Origin of the sequence: Thauera butanivorans (assembly GCF_048398245.1) — a bacterium.
GTDB classification, from domain to species: Bacteria; Pseudomonadota; Gammaproteobacteria; order Burkholderiales; family Rhodocyclaceae; genus Thauera; species Thauera butanivorans.
In genome coordinates, this window is the sequence record NZ_CP183038.1 from 1,527,115 (window position 1) to 1,539,979 (window position 12,865).

General features: G+C 66.2%; 11 protein-coding genes. 6 read left to right on the forward strand and 5 right to left on the reverse strand.

Features of this window, described 5'->3' with window-relative positions; genetic code table 11:
- Positions 1 to 15: 15 nt before the first annotated feature.
- Entirely contained in the window at positions 16 to 261 is a 246-nt protein-coding gene (locus ACNQFN_RS07355) for a hypothetical protein (RefSeq protein WP_068635003.1), read from the forward strand.
- 7 nt (positions 262 to 268) lie between these two features.
- On the opposite strand, the gene moaC is transcribed toward ACNQFN_RS07355, so the two are convergent.
- Positions 269 to 784 (reverse strand): cyclic pyranopterin monophosphate synthase MoaC, encoded by a 516-nt coding sequence (gene moaC / locus ACNQFN_RS07360; RefSeq protein ID WP_418648411.1) that lies wholly within the window; start codon positions 782 to 784, stop codon positions 269 to 271.
- A 110-nt stretch (positions 785 to 894) separates the two neighbouring features.
- Between moaC and ACNQFN_RS07365 the strand changes: the two genes are divergently transcribed.
- The 3 genes from ACNQFN_RS07365 (at position 895) to ACNQFN_RS07375 (ending at position 4,695) form a co-directional block, all read left to right on the forward strand.
- Positions 895 to 2,328, forward strand: coding sequence for a M48 family metalloprotease (locus ACNQFN_RS07365; RefSeq protein ID WP_068635001.1), 1,434 nt, complete (start codon positions 895 to 897; stop codon positions 2,326 to 2,328).
- Positions 2,329 to 2,457: 129 nt separating this feature from the next.
- Complete coding sequence (locus tag ACNQFN_RS07370) at positions 2,458 to 2,688, forward strand: sulfurtransferase TusA family protein (protein ID WP_068635000.1); 231 nt, start codon at positions 2,458 to 2,460, stop codon at positions 2,686 to 2,688.
- 615 nt (positions 2,689 to 3,303) lie between these two features.
- Complete coding sequence (locus tag ACNQFN_RS07375) at positions 3,304 to 4,695, forward strand: hypothetical protein (protein WP_157659076.1); 1,392 nt, start codon at positions 3,304 to 3,306, stop codon at positions 4,693 to 4,695.
- 186 nt (positions 4,696 to 4,881) lie between these two features.
- Here ACNQFN_RS07375 and ACNQFN_RS07380 read toward each other — a convergent pair whose 3' ends face one another.
- The 4 genes from ACNQFN_RS07380 to ACNQFN_RS07395 form a co-directional block, all read right to left on the reverse strand.
- Positions 4,882 to 7,752, reverse strand: a complete 2,871-nt coding sequence (locus ACNQFN_RS07380; protein WP_418648412.1) for a valine--tRNA ligase — start codon at positions 7,750 to 7,752, stop codon at positions 4,882 to 4,884.
- Between the two features lie 232 nt (positions 7,753 to 7,984).
- Positions 7,985 to 8,587 carry a hypothetical protein gene (locus ACNQFN_RS07385; protein WP_418648413.1) on the reverse strand — a complete coding sequence of 201 codons (603 nt, stop codon included), beginning with the start codon at positions 8,585 to 8,587 and terminating at the stop codon, positions 7,985 to 7,987.
- Positions 8,584 to 9,024 (reverse strand): DNA polymerase III subunit chi, encoded by a 441-nt coding sequence (locus ACNQFN_RS07390; protein WP_418648414.1) that lies wholly within the window; start codon positions 9,022 to 9,024, stop codon positions 8,584 to 8,586. Before ACNQFN_RS07390 ends, ACNQFN_RS07385 begins: the two co-directional genes overlap by 4 nt.
- Positions 9,025 to 9,035: 11 nt before the next feature.
- Positions 9,036 to 10,535: a leucyl aminopeptidase gene (locus ACNQFN_RS07395; protein ID WP_418648415.1), complete on the reverse strand. Its 1,500-nt coding sequence runs from the start codon at positions 10,533 to 10,535 to the stop codon at positions 9,036 to 9,038.
- A 154-nt stretch (positions 10,536 to 10,689) separates the two neighbouring features.
- Here ACNQFN_RS07395 and lptF point away from each other — a divergent pair, with 154 nt between their 5' ends.
- Together lptF and lptG are read left to right on the forward strand one after the other, a co-directional pair.
- The gene (gene lptF / locus ACNQFN_RS07400; RefSeq protein WP_418648416.1) at positions 10,690 to 11,775 is read left to right on the forward strand and encodes an LPS export ABC transporter permease LptF; all 1,086 of its coding nucleotides are present in this window, start codon (positions 10,690 to 10,692) and stop codon (positions 11,773 to 11,775) included.
- Entirely contained in the window at positions 11,772 to 12,845 is a 1,074-nt protein-coding gene (gene lptG / locus ACNQFN_RS07405; RefSeq protein ID WP_068634993.1) for an LPS export ABC transporter permease LptG, read from the forward strand. Before lptF ends, lptG begins: the two co-directional genes overlap by 4 nt.
- The last annotated feature ends 20 nt before the right edge of the window (positions 12,846 to 12,865 follow it).

Sequence of the window (12,865 nt, forward strand, 5' to 3'; positions counted from 1 at the left end):
ATGGAGAATGGATGCATGTCCGCTGACCACCGCCGGATGCCGATGTCGGCGCTCGTGCTTTTCGTCCTGGCGGCGCTGTGTCTGGTGCCGGCAGTGACGTGTTTCGCCGGTGCCGGTGACCGGCTTCATCCGGCACTGGCAGAGCCGATGGCGGGACTGGCGTTTCTGGTGTCGGCCATCGCGCTTGCCGGGTCGGGTGCCTTTCCGCTGGTGATCTCGCGCCTGGCGGCAAAGGACGGCGCAAAGCAAGCCGTCCGGTAAACAGTCGTCAGGCCTGCCAGTGCCCCGACTTGCCGCCGAGCTTTTCCAGCAGGCGAATGCCTTCCATGCGCATGCCCCGGTCCACCGCCTTGCACATGTCGTAGATCGTCAGCAGGCCGACGTTGACCGCGGTCAGTGCTTCCATCTCGACGCCGGTGCGGCCGACCGTTTCGGCGGTGACGGTGCAACGCACCGCGTGTTCGCTCCCTTCCTGCGCGCCTTCCTCCAGCGCGAACTCGACCGCCACCCGCGTCAGCGGCAGCGGATGGCACAGCGGAATCAGTTCGCTGGTGCGCTTCGAGGCCTGGATGGCGGCGATGCGGGCGATGCCGAGCACGTCGCCCTTCCTGGCCGTGCCGGCGCGGATCATGCCGAAGGTATCCGGCAGCATCAGGATGCGGCCGGTGGCGACGGCGACGCGGCGGGTTTCGGCCTTGGCGCCGACGTCGACCATGTGGGCCTGGCCGTCGGTGTCGAAATGGGTCAAGGCGGGGGTGTCGGAGTTCGCTGCGTCGGTGCTCATCGTGCTTCGGCGGTCATGAAGAGAGGGCGCGTGCGCCGCGGCCGGGGCCGGCTACAGCCGGATACAGGCATGCGGGAACGCTTTGATGCGGCCGGGTATCATAGCACCCGATGATGCGACGACCTCTTGCCCTGCTGCTCAGCCTCGCGCTGGCTTTCCCTGTCCACGCCTACGATCTGCCCGATCTGGGAGACGTTGCCGCGACCGAGCTTTCGCCGGCCGCCGAGCGGCGCATCGGTGAGCAGATCATCAGCCAGATCCGCTGGCGCGATGCCAGCTACCTGGACGATCCGGAAGTCGAGGAGTACGTCAACCGCATCGGCCACAAGCTGGCGGCGGTGAGCAACAATCCCGGGCTGGATTTCGATTTCTTCGTCGTCAGCGACTCGACGCTCAACGCCTTCGCGCTGCCCGGCGGCTACATCGGCGTGCATACCGGCCTGCTGCTGGCAGCGCAGACCGAATCCGAGTTCGCCTCGGTGCTCGGCCACGAAATCGCCCACGTCACCCAGCGCCACATCGCGCAGATCGTCGGCAAGCAGAGCCAGTCGGCGATGCTGATGATGGCCTCGCTGCTGGTGGCGGTGCTGGCGGCGCGCAGCAATTCGGACGTCAGCCAGGCGGCGATCGCTGCCGGCCAGGCCGGCGCGATCCAGTCGCAGCTCGGCTACACCCGCAGCTTCGAGCGCGAGGCGGATCGCGTCGGGCTCGAGACGCTGGAGAGTGCCGGCTTCGACGTGCGCGGCATGCCCGGCTTCTTCGAGCGCCTGCAGCGCGCCACCCGCATGTACGAGAACAATGCGCCGGCCTATCTGCGCACCCACCCGCTGACGACCGAGCGCATCGCCGACATGGAGAACCGTGTCAACTCGATGCGCTACCGCCAGGTGGTCGATTCGCCGGACTTCAACTTCTCCCGCGCCAAGTTGCGTGCCAACGCCGGCCTGGCCACCGATGCGGTCAGGGACATGGAAAGCCAGCTGGCGCAGACGCCGGCCGACCCCGCCGCCGGCTATGGCCTGGCGCGCGCCCTGTTCCGCGCCGGCCGGCTGGACGAGGCAGCGCAACGGCTCGAGGCCGTGCGCGCCAAGGCGCCGCCGTCGCCGTGGATCGAAACGCTGCGCGCCGAGATCGCACTGGCGCGCAAGGACGGCGCGACCGCGATCAAGGTGCTGGAGGCGGCGATGCGCAGCTTCCCGTCCAACCACGCCCTGGTCTATGCGCTGGCCAATGCGCGCATCCTCGGCGGCCAGCCGCAGGCGGCGGTCGATGGCGTCCGCCGCGCACTGGACAACCGCCAGTCCGACCCGCGCCTGTGGCAACTGCTGTCGCGGGCCTATGCGGACCTGGGCAAAGTCACCGCCCAGCACCGCGCCCAGGCCGAAGTCTATCGGCTGCGCGGCAGCCTGCCGGCAGCGATCGAGCAACTGGAGATCGCAAGCAGGGCGGGCGACGGCGATTTCTACGAGCTCTCCGCGGTGGATGCGCGTCTGCGCGAACTGAAGCAGCGCCTGATCGAGGAAAGGCGCGACCGCAAGGATTGAGTTCCCGCCGTGACGGATTCGATGGGCGGGCATCGCCTGCCCTGCTGCGCATTCTTTCGGGCCGGGCGGGCATCCACTAGAATGGCGAGCCATTCAAAAAACTGATATCGACGCAAGCGAGGACACAGGATGGATTTCGACAAGGAAGTGGATGCGCGCGGCCTGAACTGTCCGCTGCCGATCCTGCGCGCAAAGAAGGCGCTGGCCGAGATGCAATCGGGCCAGGTACTGCGCGTGGTGGCGACCGACCCGGGCTCGGCCAAGGATTTTCAGGCCTTCGCCAAGCAGACCGGCAACCCCTTGCTGCAGCAGGGTGAAACGGCGGACAAGGCTTTCGAGTTCTTCCTGAAGCGCAAGTAAAGCTTCCACTTCAGGCTGCTGAATGCGGAACGGGCTGGCCGGTGATGCGGCCGGCCCGTTCCGTTTCCATGCCCAGAACATGCCCCGTGCGGCCGAAAACGAAATCGCGCTTGGCTTGCTGCAGCCGCTCGGACGGTGTCCATGATGAAAGGGCCGTCCGCCGAGCAAGGCAGGTTCGACAGGCTCATCGCCCTGCGCAGTCACGCGAATCCGTGTGCCGTCGCTCGGCAAGCCCGGGTCGCCCACATGCAGATGCTGGCCTCGACCTGACTTGTGCTATGTAAAGCGAGGGGTCGGCCTGCGCATCGACTTCAGTTGCAGGCCCTGGCGCCTGCTCAAGGGCTGTTTGGTATGCAGGATGCCGCACCCGGCGTATGGATGAAGTGCGTGTCGCCCGGCCCCAGGGCGGTCGCGGAAACCCATGCCAGCTCCAGCACGCCGATGTTGACGATGCGCTGCTTTCAACATGGATTTCCATCTTTTCATCGGCTCTGAAAGCTGCTTGCGGTCGATGTAACACTATGATACATAAACCACGAGCCGCAGTTTCCGAGTGCCTTGCCCGGCCTGCTGTCTTGTCTTCCACTGCTGTATCTGTGCCAGCGGAGAGTCCCCATGACAAACAATCTACGTGCTTGCCCTGCGATTCAGATACGGCTGGCTGGACGAACCCGATTCAGTGATACGACGATCATCCGTCGCTGGTTCCGGAGACTTGCTTTCGGAATAGGCGTGCTGGGTCTTGCGGCCTGCGGCAAAAGCGGCCCTGACCTGAAATCGCAGTTCGCCGCAGACATCCCCAATGCCTGGCAGGTCGAGAGTTTCAAGATCGAAGCCGAAGACGATGTCGGCACCAAGGTCGAGCCGCAGCGCCGCTACCGCTTCCGTGCGGAGGTTTCTCCAAAGGCTGATCTGTACGAGAGCCTGGGCACGCTTGACGAGCATGTGATCCTCAAGCGCATCGCCAGGAAAGGTGATGATGCTCTTGTTATCGGCGTAGCCAGCTCAGTTCTCCGTGGGGAGGAATGGATGAGCATGTTCTCGCACGAACAGGCTCCCAATTTCTTTGCCGGGAAACCTGCTGATGCTCATGGAGCGAAACATGTCATTGTCGGCAGTTCGGACTACAAGCGTCTGGTGGCCGCTGCCGAGGCATCGCTTGAAAAACGTGCAGAACAGATTGGCGCCGATGAATCCCGGTGGCAGACGATGATTGGGGAGTGGAACGCGCTGAACCAGAAGATCCAGGAAGAGAACCGGCAAGTGATGGCAGCGCTGAATGACGAGCAGCAGCGCATTCATCAGGAACAGACAGTGTTGCGCAACAAGGCTAACCAGGAAAACCAGGCTGCCGGACAGGAACTGCAGGCTGCTCTCAGGGAAAAAGGCGCTGAGCCCAAGAAGGAGCTGGATGCACGTATTGCGGAACTGGACAAGGATTACCGGCTGAAGGTTGCTGAACTGCAGGCGCAGGGAAAGGAGCTGCAGCAGGCTGCAGCGGTCCAGCGCAAGCAGTTGCGCGACGCATACAATACGGACATTTCCGCGGCGCGCAAACGCCAGAGTGCGGCGGATTTCACCCGTTACAAAGCCAGTGCCGATGAAACGCTACGTACCGAGTTGGCGGGGCTGGAGGCTTCATTCCGCGAACGCCAGGCACAGTTGAGGGAACAGGAAGCGGCGTTGTCCAGCCAGCGCAGGGAGCTGATGGCGCAGGCCAATACGGTTTACCAGGAGAAAATCAGCGCCATTCGCCAGGAACTGGACGCCACACATAGGAGCAGCCGTGATGGCATAAGCGGGCAGTTGAATGAGGCGATTGAAGCACTGAACGCCGAACTGCAGAAAAAGCGCCAGGAGCAACAGAGTGTGTTCAGGGCCAATAACGAGCAGTTGGCTGCCAAGCGTCGTGAGATCGACAATCTCGGGGCGCAGATACAGCAAAGCCGGCGCGAAGGTGCGCAGCAGCAGCGGTTTCTCGCCGAGCTGAAAGCCATGGAAAACTGAGCACAGGGTTCAGATGGAACGAAGGCGCGCTACAGGCGTCCGGGTGCCGGCGTAAATGCTCGCATTGGCTTGATCGGGCGAAAAATCATGCCTCTGCATGGCGCTGTCGCCTCCTGGGAGCAAAGCAGAAACGGCAGCGAAATCAATCTCGCTGCCGTTTCCGTCAAGCCCTGAAGCCGATACGGCTCAGCCGCCCAGCTTCGCCAACTGCGGTTTCAGCTTGTCTACCGTGGCCTTGAAGCCGGCCAGGCGGTCGCGTTCCTGCTGTACGACGGCGGCAGGGGCGCGGTCGACGAAGCTGGCGTTGCCGAGTTTGCCTTCGGCCTTGGCGATCTCGCCTTCGAGCCGGGCGATTTCCTTGCCCAGGCGTTCGCGCTCGGCGGCGACGTCGATTTCCACCTTCAGCATCAGGCGGGTTTCGCCGGCGACCGCGACCGGTGCGAGCTCGTCGGCACCGATCTCGTCGACGATCTGCACCTCGGCAAGCTTGGCGAGGCCGGCGAGGTAGGGCGCGTACTGCGCCAGCACGACCTTGTCGCCGGCGGCGACCAGCGGCAGGCGCTGGGCGGGCGAGATGTTCATCTCGCCGCGCAGGTTGCGGCAGGCGTGGATCAGCGCTTTCAGTTCGGCGACTTTCGCTTCCGCCGCTTCGTCGATGCGAGCGGCGTCGGCCTGCGGGTAGCGGGCCAGCATCAGGCTGTCGGTGTCCTTGCGTGCGGCCAGCGGCGCCACGGTCTGCCACAGCTCCTCGGTGATGAAGGGGATCAGCGGGTGGGCCAGGCGCAGCACGGTTTCGAGCACGCGCAGCAGGGTGCGGCGGGTGGCGCGTTGCTGGGCCGGGGTGCCGGTCTGGATCTGCACCTTGGCCAGTTCCAGGTACCAGTCGCAGTACTCGTCCCAGACGAATTCATACACCGCGCGGGCGACGAGGTCGAAACGGTAGGCTCCGAACTGGGTGGCGACTTCGGCTTCGGTGCGCTGCAGGCGGGAGACGATCCAGCGGTCGGCGAAGGAGAAGTCGAGCACCTCGGGCGTGCAGGCGAGGCCTTCGCCCAGGCCGCAGTCCTGGCCTTCGGTGTTCATCAGCACGAAGCGGGTGGCGTTCCACAGCTTGTTGCAGAAGTTGCGATAGCCCTCGCAGCGCGACAGGTCGAACTTGATGTCGCGGCCCGGGCTGGCGAGGCTGGCGAAGGTGAAGCGCAGCGCGTCGGTGCCGAAGGCGGGGATGCCGGTGGGGAATTCCTTGCGCGTCTTCTTCTCGATGCTCTGCGCCTGCTTCGGGTTCATCAGGCCGAAAGTGCGCTTGGCGACCAGTTCGTCGATGCCGATGCCGTCTATGAGGTCGATCGGATCGAGCACGTTGCCTTTGGACTTGCTCATCTTCTGGCCTTCCGCGTCGCGGATCAGGCCGTGCACGTAGACGTGCTTGAACGGGATCTTGCCGGTGATGTGCCTGGTCATCATGACCATGCGGGCGACCCAGAAGAAGATGATGTCGAAGCCGGTGACGAGCACCGTGGACGGCAGGTAGAGGTCGAGCGCGTCGTTGCTCCTGGCCGGCCATTCGGGCGTCCAGTCCAGCGTCGAGAATGGCCACAGCGCGGACGAATACCAGGTGTCGAGCACGTCCTCGTCGCGGCGCAGCGCGCCGGTGTAGCCGTCCTTGTCGGCCAGCGCGCGTGCTTCGGCTTCGTCGTGGGCGACCCAGCATTGGCCGTCGGTGCCGTACCAGGCCGGAATCTGGTGGCCCCACCACAGCTGGCGCGAGATGCACCAATCCTGGATGTTGTTCAGCCACTGGTTGTAGGTGTTGACCCAGTTCTCGGGGTAGAACCTGATCTCGCCCGAGGACACGCATTCCAGCGCCTTCTGGGTGATGCTCCTGCCGTCCGCGCCCGCCTTGCTCATGGCGACGAACCACTGGTCGGTCAGCATCGGCTCGATGACGACGCCGGTGCGGTCGCCGCGCGGCACCATCAGCTTGTGCGCCTTGGCTTCGACCAGCAGGCCGGCAGCCTCGAGTTCGGCGACGACCTTCTCGCGTGCCGGCACGCGGTCCAGCCCGGCGACCGAGGCCGGCATGGCGATGTGGCCCTTGGCCTGGCCGGCGGTGTCGAACACTTCGGCTTCGGCCGGCACCGCGCCGGCCAGCGTCAGCACGACGATCATGTCGAGGCCGTGGCGCTGGCCCACGGCGTAGTCGTTGAAGTCGTGCGCGGGCGTGACCTTGACGCAGCCGGTGCCGAATTCGCGGTCGACGTAGTCGTCGGCGATGATCGGGATGCGGCGGCCGGTGAGCGGCAGTTCGACGGTCTTGCCGACCAGCGCGGCGTAGCGCTCGTCTTCCGGATGCACCATCACCGCGACGTCGCCGAGCAGGGTTTCCGGGCGGGTGGTGGCGACGGTGAGGCCGCGCAGTCCGCCGGCCGGGCCGTCGGTGAAGGGGTAGAGGATGTGGTAGAGCTTGCCGTCCTCTTCTTCCTGCACGACTTCGAGGTCGGACACGGCGGTGCCGAGCTTGGGGTCCCAGTTGACCAGGCGCTTGCCGCGGTAGATCAGGCCTTCGTTGTAGAGGCGGACGAAGGTTTCGGTGACGGTTTTCGACAGGCCGGCGTCCATCGTGAAGCGTTCGCGCTTCCAGTCCGGGCTGGTGCCGAGGCGGCGCATCTGGCCGGTGATGCTGCCGCCGGAGTATTCCTTCCACTCCCAGACCTTCTCGAGGAACTTCTCGCGGCCAAGGTCGTGGCGGCTGATGCCCTGGGCGTCGAGCTGGCGTTCGACGACGATCTGGGTGGCGATGCCGGCGTGGTCGGTGCCGGGCTGCCACAGCGTGTTGTCGCCGCGCATGCGGTGGTAGCGCGTCAGCGCGTCCATGATCGTCTGGTTGAAGCCGTGCCCCATGTGCAGCGTGCCGGTGACGTTGGGCGGCGGCAGCAGGATGCAGAAGGCGTTGGGGTTCGACTTGTCGAGGCCGGCGTCGAAGTAGCCGCGGGATTCCCATTCGGGGTACCAGCGACGTTCGATGTCGGCGGGCTCGAAGCTTTTGGCCAGTTCCATGTTGTTTTACGCGCGTGAAGGCAAAGCGCGGATTATAGCGGATGCGCCCGCCGCGCCCGGCGGGCGCGTGGGGTGGCGGGTAGTGGGGGTAGGATGGGTAGAGCCGCAGGCGAAACCCATCATCACCAGCCGGGCCCTCATGCCGCCACCGATGGGTTTCGCTTGCGCTCTACCCATCCTACGGGGACTACCCATCCTGTGGGGAGGGTTTCGCTCGCTGGAGGGCGGCGGTTCAGCTTCGCAGCGGCGGCGGGAGATCCGGACTGCGTTCCATCTGGCGGCTGATGTGGGCCGACAGCTCGGGCTGCAGCGTGGCGCGCAGGTGGGCCTGGAGTTCGACCTGCAGGCGCTCGCTGAGGTTGTCGAGTTCGCGCTGCAGAATCTGCGGAAATTCCTGATCCATCCAGTCGTTGATGCTGCGTGCGATCAGGGTATCGAGCTCGATCAGGCGTTCGGCGATCTGGTAGGCGACGCGATCTTCGGTCGTGACTGCCGATTCGGCCGCTGAGAAGGCGGGGGCAGGCGGGGGGGGCGCATGCGCCGGGGACGGGGGGGCTTCGACTGGCGCTGCCTTTTCTGCGGGCGGCGAGTCGAAGATCAGGGGATCGGGATCCCGTTCGCTCCAGCCCAGCGGCAGCTCGGATGGATCGACGACCTCGGTGAGGATGGGAAGATCGGTGGAATCGGCGTCTGCGGGGCTGGGCGGGGTAGGGGCGCCGGCTTCATTCGCTGGCCTGGCCGCGCGATGGCGGCCCAGCAAGGCGTCCGCCTGGTCCAGCAGGTCGTCGGCGCGTTCGAGTTCTTCGTCGGGGGGCAGCGGCAGCCAGTCCTTCATAGCGCCACCCTGCGTTCGGCGTCGAAGGCCTTCGGCTCCAGTCCCTGTTCGCGGTACTGCGCCCAGCGGGTGCGGGCGGGCTGGCGTTCGGCTTCGGTCTTGCCGACGATTTCGATCACGATCCTGAAGTCCTGGTAATCCGGCGGCAGATCCGGCGCGAGGTTGAACAGCGTGTCGGCATGCGGCCAGGGGGCGGCGGGAACGGCTTCGCCGATGACGACCGGCGTTTCCGCGGCCAGTTCGGAGTCGCGCAGCACGTGCGGGACGAAGGCGAGGGTGTCGCGCAGCCACAGCATGCGGTCGAGTTCCCGCGCGCTGTTGCCGTCGGGCATGCGCACCGCCACCTTGCGCCCGCTGCCGTAGGCGCGCCCGATCAGCTCGCAGGCGAGCGCGAGCCGGTCGGGCGTGTTGTGGTAGAAGCGGACGCTCGGCGCCATTCCGCTGCCGTTCAGTCGCCGCGTGTGCGGCCGACGAGGAACTCGGACAGCAGCGGCACCGGCCGGCCGGTCGCGCCCTTGGCGTCGCCCGACAGCCAGGCGGTGCCGGCGATGTCGAGGTGGGCCCACTTGTAGGCCTTGGTGAAGCGCGCCAGGAAGCAGGCCGCGGTGATGGTGCCGGCGTAGCGCCCGCCGATGTTGCCCATGTCGGCAAAGTTGCTCTTGAGCAGTTCCTGGTACTCGTCCCACAGCGGCAACTGCCAGGCGCGGTCGCCGGAGTCGGTGCCGCGCTTGAGCAGTTCGGCGGCGAGTTCGTCGTCGTTGGCGAGCAGGCCGCTGGGGATCTTGCCCAGGGCGACGACGCAGGCGCCGGTCAGCGTGGCGATGTCGATCACGCATTCGGGCTTGAAGCGCTCGGCGTAGGTCAGCGCGTCGCACAGCACCAGGCGGCCTTCGGCGTCGGTGTTGAGCACTTCGATGGTCTGGCCCGACAGCGAGGTGACGACGTCGCCCGGTTTGGTGGCGCCGCCGCCGGGCATGTTCTCGGTGGCGGCGATCAGGCCGACGACGTTGATCGGCAGGCCCATCCGGGCGATGGCCTTGAAGGTGCCGAGCACGCTGGCGGCGCCGCACATGTCGTACTTCATCTCGTCCATCTCGGCGGCCGGCTTCAGCGAGATGCCGCCGGTGTCGAAGGTGATGCCCTTGCCGACCAGCACGATCGGCCTGGCCCTGGATTTGCCGCCCTTGTAGTTCATGACGATGAACTTGGGCGGCTGGTGCGAGCCGCGCGCCACCGACAGGAAGGAGCCCATGCCGAGCTTTTCCATGTCGGCGCGTTCGAGCACTTCGACGTCGAACTTGTACTGCTTGCCCAGCGCCTGGGCGGTGTCGGCGAGATGGGTGGGGGTGCAGACGTTGCCCGGCAGGTTGCCGAGGTCTTTCGCCAGCGCCATGCCGGTGGCGATGGCGTGGCCGTAGCGCACCGCGGTGTCGAGCTCGGCGCTCGGTTCGGTTGCGGTCAGCAGCGTCAGCTTGCGCGCGCCGCGTTCCTTCTTGTCTTTCTTGTCCTTGCCGGACTTGAGCGCATCGAAGCGGTAGGCGCCGTCGGCCAGGATGCGGGCGGCCTGCTGCATCTTCCAGCTCAGCGGGCGTTCGCCGACGGCGAGGTCGGCCAGCGTGACGACGGCGTCCTTGGCCGGCGTCGCGGCCAGCGCCTTGGCGGCGGCGGTCAGCGCGTCGCGGTAGGCCTTGTCGCCGAATTCGTCCTGCTTGCCCAGGCTGACCAGCAGCACGCGCTCGGCGTGGGTGCCGGGCAGTTCGGCCAGCAGCAGCGTGGCGCCGGCCTTGTCGTCCAGGTCGCCGCGCTTCAGGTAGTGGGCGATGCGGCCTTCGGCGGCGGCATCGACGGCAGCGGTGGCGGTGGGCAGAACCCCGTCGGCAAAGGCGCCGAGCACCAGCAGGCCGGCCTTGGACTTCGCCGGCGAGCCGGTCTTTATGGTAAATTCCATCAGCTTTTTTCCTTGGAATGACGCGTCTTGCGAACTGCCGCCGATTATGGCGCCTTCGCCCGGAACCCGTCAAAAAGCCTTCCGGCCGGGCCCTTCCCGCCGGCGGCTGCAACCTTCATCACAACCCTCTCTTGCCCATCGGTCCTATCGCGCGATGATCTTCCGCCGCGCCCTTCAGCGGGAATTCACCCACGCCGCCGCCGCGGTTTTCGTTGCACTGTTCGCGATCCTGATCTCGACCGTGCTGATCCGCCTGCTCGGCCAGGCCGCCGGCGGCCGCGTGCCGGCCGAAGCGGTGCTGGCGCTGATCGGCTACGGTGCGCTGGCGCAGTTGCCGACGGTGCTGACGCTGACCTTGTTCATCGCCATCCTGGTGTCGCTGTCGCGCAGCTACCGCGACTCGGAAATGGTGGTGTGGTTCGCGGCCGGCGTGCCGTTGACGTCCTGGATACGGCCGGTGCTGACGTTCGCGCTGCCGCTGGTGGTCGTGATCGGCGCCGGTTCGCTGTACCTGACGCCGTGGGCGCAGCAGCAGAGCAGCGAATATCGCGACCGTCTCGACAGCCGCGACGATACCCAGCGTGTCGCGCCCGGCGTGTTCCGCGAGTCCTCCGGCGCCCAGCGCGTGTTCTTCGTCGAGATCGGCGCCGGCGAGGATGGCCGGGTGCGCAACGTCTTCGTCAGCGAGGAGACGCGCGATGGCGGCCTGGTCGTGATCGCGTCGGCCGAAGGCTACATGCGCAGCGACGAGGAAGGGCGCCGTTTCGTGGTGCTGGAGAAAGGGCGGCGCTACGACGGCCGGCCGGGTACGCCGGAATACCGCGTGATGGAGTTCGAACGCTACGAAGTTCTGGTGGAGCAGAAGCCGGCCGTCAGCCAGCCGTCGCGCACCCGCGCGCTGCCCACCGCGCTGCTGCTGGCGCAGGGCGACAAGCGCAGCATGGGCGAACTGCTGGGCCGCATCGGTGCGCCGCTGTCCGCGTTGCTGCTGGCCTTGCTCGCCATTCCGCTGTCCTTCGTCAATCCGCGCGCGGGGCGGGCCAACGGCTTGCTGATCGCGCTGCTGACCTATCTCGTCTATAGCAACGCCATCTCGGTGTTCCAGGGCTGGGTGGCGCAGGGGCGGATGAGCTTCGGCGTCGGGCTGTTCCTGCCGCACCTGATCGTGCTGGCCATGCTGGCGCTGCTGTTCTACAAGCGGCTGGCGGTGTCGCCGTTCTGGCGGGCGAGGTCGTCATGAGCATCCTGTTCCGCTATCTCGCGCGGGAGATCTACTCGGCCACGGCGCTGGTGCTGGTGGCTTTCCTGGGCCTGTTCGCCTTCTTCGACTTCATCAACGAACTGGAAGACGTCGGCAAGGGCGACTACCAGATCGCCGATGCGGCCGTGTATGTGGCGATGATCCTGCCCGGTCGCGTTTATGAACTGTTCCCGGTCGCGGTGCTGATCGGCACCTTGTATGCCCTGGCGACGCTGGCGCGCCATTCCGAAATCACCGTGATGCGCGCCTCCGGGATGTCGAACGGCGCGCTGGCGCGCATGCTGGCGCTGATCGGCAGCGTGCTGGTGGCGCTGACTTTCCTCATCGGCGAATACGTGGGCCCGCCGGCCGAAGCGGCCGCCCAGGAATGGAAGCTGACGGCGACCCAGTCCACCGTGTCGCAGCAGTTGCGCTCCGGCCTGTGGGTCAAGGACGGCCGGCTGGTGATCAACGTCCGCACGATGCTGCCCGACCGCACGATGCAGAACGCGCGGGTGTATGAATTCGACGACGACTACGGCCTGCTGTCGATCAGCGAAGCCAGGCGCGGCGTGCACGACGGCAAGGAGCATTGGCGCCTGCTGGAAGTGTCCCGCACCCGCTTCCTCGATGACCGTACCGAAGTCGAACAGGTGCCGGAAATCACCTGGCGCTCGGATCTCTCGCCCGAAGTGCTGGGCGTGCTGATGGTGGGGCCGGAGCACATGCCGGTGGGCAGGCTGTGGACCTACATCCAGCATCTTCGCGACAACCAGCAGAGTTCCGACCGCTTCGAGATCGCGCTGTGGAAGAAGCTGATCTATCCCTTCGCCGTGCTGGTGATGATGGCGCTGGCGCTGCCTTTCGGCTTCATCCACGACCGCATGGGCGGCGCCAGCGCGCGCATCTTCATGGGGGTGATGCTGGGCGTGGGCTTCCATCTGCTGAACGGCTTGTTCTCCAACCTCGGCATGATCAACGCCTGGCCGCCGATCATGGCGGCGCTGACGCCCAGCCTGATCTTCCTGGCAGCTGCGGCAGGCATCCTGCGCTACGTCGAGCGGCGCTGAAGCGCCGGCCTCCTTTGGAG

Bases quoted from the DNA above. Each gene is read 5' to 3' on its own strand.
- ACNQFN_RS07365 (WP_068635001.1), top strand. From the start codon at position 895: ATGATGCGACGACCTCTTGCCCTGCTGCTCAGCCTCGCGCTGGCTTTC.
- ACNQFN_RS07390 (WP_418648414.1), bottom strand. From the start codon at position 9,024: ATGGCGCCGAGCGTCCGCTTCTACCACAACACGCCCGACCGGCTCGCG.
- ACNQFN_RS07355 (WP_068635003.1), top strand. From the start codon at position 16: ATGTCCGCTGACCACCGCCGGATGCCGATGTCGGCGCTCGTGCTTTTC.
- ACNQFN_RS07395 (WP_418648415.1), bottom strand. From the start codon at position 10,535: ATGGAATTTACCATAAAGACCGGCTCGCCGGCGAAGTCCAAGGCCGGC.
- lptG (WP_068634993.1), top strand. From the start codon at position 11,772: ATGAGCATCCTGTTCCGCTATCTCGCGCGGGAGATCTACTCGGCCACG.
- moaC (WP_418648411.1), bottom strand. From the start codon at position 784: ATGAGCACCGACGCAGCGAACTCCGACACCCCCGCCTTGACCCATTTC.
- ACNQFN_RS07375 (WP_157659076.1), top strand. From the start codon at position 3,304: ATGACAAACAATCTACGTGCTTGCCCTGCGATTCAGATACGGCTGGCT.
- lptF (WP_418648416.1), top strand. From the start codon at position 10,690: ATGATCTTCCGCCGCGCCCTTCAGCGGGAATTCACCCACGCCGCCGCC.
- ACNQFN_RS07380 (WP_418648412.1), bottom strand. From the start codon at position 7,752: ATGGAACTGGCCAAAAGCTTCGAGCCCGCCGACATCGAACGTCGCTGG.
- ACNQFN_RS07385 (WP_418648413.1), bottom strand. From the start codon at position 8,587: ATGAAGGACTGGCTGCCGCTGCCCCCCGACGAAGAACTCGAACGCGCC.
- ACNQFN_RS07370 (WP_068635000.1), top strand. From the start codon at position 2,458: ATGGATTTCGACAAGGAAGTGGATGCGCGCGGCCTGAACTGTCCGCTG.